Source organism: Kitasatospora sp. NPDC057940 (assembly GCF_042887425.1).
Taxonomy (GTDB): Bacteria; Actinomycetota; Actinomycetes; order Streptomycetales; family Streptomycetaceae; genus Kitasatospora.
This window is the reverse complement of the sequence record NZ_JBHVPH010000002.1, coordinates 438,787-442,026: the sequence shown is the minus strand read 5'-3', so window position 1 is coordinate 442,026 and position 3,240 is coordinate 438,787. Positions and strand designations below refer to the sequence as shown.

Annotated in this window: 2 protein-coding genes and 1 pseudogene; 1 reads left to right on the top strand and 2 read right to left on the bottom strand. The window is 71.7% G+C overall.

From position 1 onward, the window contains the following. Positions 1 to 108: 108 nt before the first annotated feature. Both ACFVTF_RS05520 and ACFVTF_RS05515 read right to left on the bottom strand, forming a co-directional pair. Positions 109 to 549: pseudogene (locus ACFVTF_RS05520) on the bottom strand (ATP-binding cassette domain-containing protein); the annotation flags it as partial. A gap of 451 nt (positions 550 to 1,000) precedes the next feature. Next, entirely contained in the window at positions 1,001 to 1,336 is a 336-nt protein-coding gene (locus ACFVTF_RS05515) for a DUF5132 domain-containing protein (protein ID WP_331743008.1), read from the bottom strand. A gap of 480 nt (positions 1,337 to 1,816) precedes the next feature. On the opposite strand from ACFVTF_RS05515, the gene ACFVTF_RS05510 reads away from it, so the two are divergent. Next, complete coding sequence (locus tag ACFVTF_RS05510) at positions 1,817 to 3,100, top strand: amidohydrolase family protein (protein WP_387809351.1); 1,284 nt, start codon at positions 1,817 to 1,819, stop codon at positions 3,098 to 3,100. Positions 3,101 to 3,240: the final 140 nt, after the last annotated feature.

The following is a 3,240-nucleotide window of genomic DNA, read 5'->3' as shown; positions in this document are numbered from 1 at the left end:
GGGGGTACCTCCAGAAGTGTGGGCGGGCAGGCGCGCCGGGGCGCGTCGGGGCCACGCCGACCGCGGTGGCGTCACGCGGTCGGCGGGCGGGTGGCGCGGCTGCTGCGGTCAGGCGGCGAGTTCGCCGGCCTGGAGCTGCCACAGGGATGCGTAGAGTCCGGCCCGGGCCAGGAGTTCGTCGTGGGTGCCTTGTTCGGCCACCACGCCGCGCCGGTCCATGACGTAGACCTGGTCGGCGTGGCGGACGGTGGAGAGCCGGTGGGCGATGACCGCCATCGTCCGGTCGGCCGCGAAGCCGCGCAGCGTGCGCCGGATGACGGCCTCGGTCTCGTTGTCCACGGCGGAGGTCGCCTCGTCGAGGACCACGACCGGCACGTCCTTGAGGATCGCGCGCGCTAGGGCGATCCGCTGCCGCCGGCCCCCCGAGAGCGCGGCACCGCGTTCGCCGATCACCGTGTCAGAGCCGTCCGGCAGCGTCGCGATGGAGGCGTGCGCCTCGGACATCGCGGCAGTCTCGACGACGGCCTCGTCCGAGGCGCCGAAGCTGCCGCCCGGCGCAGGATCCGGCCGGCATCCGCGGCAGGCGTCTGCGGTTCGTGCCGGACGAGGACCCCACCGGTGATCGGGTTCGCCTGGGCCTCGGAAACCCCTGGGACGCGGCGCAGGGCCGCGGCGAGGACTTCGGCCGTCCGGGGCCGTCCGAGAACCGGTCCGACGTCCCGGCGCTGGCGGCCCGGAATGACCGAGCGCGGGCTCGCGTCCAGATCCATGGAGCGGAATCCGGCTGCGGCGCCCAGCAGAGATGGCATGTGTACGATCACCTGTTTGCGGAGGTCACGGGCGATCCGCCATCGGGCACGACGGATCAATGTGACGGAATGGAAATTCTGAACGGGCGGCCGATGCGGCCGGAAGGCCCGCGGCCGACCACCGCGCGGACCCAGCTCGCGAGCTCGGCCACGGTGTGCGTCCAGGCGGCGGGCCAGGTCGCGCCGGTGTGTCAGTTCGCCTTTCCGGCACCGACGGTCGCACGGATCTTCGGGGTCCTCGCCTCTGCCTCGCCCGCGTCCGTCACCTCGGTCTTCTTCTCGACCGGGGCCGCATTCTCGGCAGCGCGGCGGCCGTCCCCCGAGGTGCCCTGAGCCGCCACCACGTCGGCGGCCACCTCGGCCGCGAGGTCGTGGATGTTCTCCCCGGCCTCGTGGGCGGCCTTCCTCACCTCCATGACGATGCCGACGGACGTCTTGACGACGCCTCGTACCAGTGGCTTGAGGAGGCGCTTGGCCAGCGGCGCGACGACGAGACCGATCAGGAACGGCGGAACTACGGGCGGCATGGTGTTCGAGCCTCTCTACGCAGACGGATGACAGGGGACCCGGGGCGCTTCGGACTCCGGAGCGCGCACAGCAGGACGGACGGAAGCACCCCTCTCGCCGGATGACCGGTTCCCGTCGCGGATTTCCCGCCGAACCGATACTCCTCGCCGATGGGGTCCACCGCCCGATCTTCCGTCACCGTAGTCGAGTTGGGCTCACCAAAACCAAACATTCTCAACATGATTCACTCGTTCGAGTGCAATCCGAACCATCATTCGCAACGAATGATGGTAGGTGTGCCAATCAACTTGGCAGATAATATTATTTAGTGATCATTCGCGATTTCCGGGTTCCCCCGCCGCCCGTCGGGCGCGGCGCCCGGGCCGCGCCCTCGACCATCAGACCCCACCGGACACTGTCGATCAACTGGTGAGAGCGCCGCCCCGTCGGATCGGCCTGTCCCACTGGTCCCGGCCCCGCGACCAGCCGAAGATGACGGCATGCATGTCGACGACTCGGGTGCCGGGCTGCTGGTGACGAACGTGCGCGTCTTCGACGGGATCGGAGCGGAGTCGGTCCCGGGGCACGTCCGGGTCCAACGGGACAGGATCGAAGAGGTGGTGCTGGGCCGACCCCTCCCGCCCGGCCTCGCCGGAGGCGCGACGGTGCTCGACGGCGGAGGCCGCACCCTCCTGCCCGGCCTCACCGACGCACACGTCCACCTGTTCGCGATCGGCAGCACCATGGCGGAGCTACGGCTCGCACCGACCGGCGCCCTCCACTACCAGGCCCTGGCCGCGGCCCGCGACATGCTGATGCGCGGCTTCACCACCGTGCGGGACCTGGCCGGAGACACCGAACCTCTGCGGCGCGTGCTGGACCGCGGGCTGTTCCCGGGCCCACGGATCTACCCGAGCCAGGCGGCCGTCTCCCAGACCGCCGGCCACGGCGACTTCGGGACGGTCCACGACGCCCCCACCGCCCTGGGCGGGCCACCGGCCCGGACCGAGCAGATCGGGTTCACCCGGGTCGCCGACGGGCCGGAACGGGTGCTCGCCGCGGTGCGCGAGCAGCTGAAGAAGGGTGCCGCCCAGATCAAGCTGATGGCCGGCGGCGGCGTCATCTCCGAGTTCGACCCGCTGGACGTCCTGCAGTTCACCACGGCCGAGCTGGAGGCCGCCGTCGCCGCAGCCTCCGACTGGGGCACCTATGTGACCGTGCACGTCTACACCTCCGAAGGCGTCCGCCGCGCGGTGCGGGCCGGCGTGCGCTGCATCGAGCACGGACACCTCGTCGACGAGGACACCATCCGCCACCTCGCGGAGCAGGGCGTGTGGCTGAGCACCCAGCCGTTCGAGGTCGACGACCACCACTACGCCTCTCCGGACAGCGACCGCAAGAACCGCGAAGTGTGCGAAGGCGTCGCCCGCACCATCGGCTGGGCGGTGAAGCACGGCGTTCGGCTGGCCTTCGGCACCGACCTGGTGCTCGACCCCGGTAAGGCCCACCGGCAGAACGAGATGCTCGTCCGGCTCGGCAGCTACCTCAGCCCGGTCGAGGCCCTGCGGACGGCCACCTCCGGCAACGCCGAGCTGTTCCGCCTGTCCGGCCGCCGGGACCCCTACCGCGCCGCGCCGCTCGGCGTCATCGCGCCGGGAGCATGGGCCGACCTCCTGGTCGTCGACGGCGACCCGACCACCGACCTGTCCGTCCTCGCCGACCCCGAACGCAACCTGCGACTGATCGTCAAGGACGGCGTCGTCCACAAGAACGAGCTCGGCTGACCCGAACCGGCTCCCGCCGCCCCTCGGCTCGGGCGGTCCGTGCCAGCCCTGCGGGCCGGGCGGGCTCGCCGGGCGGTTTGCGGCACCGGGGGCGTGGGCGCCGCCGCAGGTGCGCTGCTGCCGATCGCGGCGTTTCGAGC

Excerpts from the sequence above, each read along its gene's own strand:
- ACFVTF_RS05515 (WP_331743008.1), bottom strand. The coding sequence starts at position 1,336 with ATGCCGCCCGTAGTTCCGCCGTTCCTGATCGGTCTCGTCGTCGCGCCG.
- ACFVTF_RS05510 (WP_387809351.1), top strand. The coding sequence starts at position 1,817 with ATGCATGTCGACGACTCGGGTGCCGGGCTGCTGGTGACGAACGTGCGC.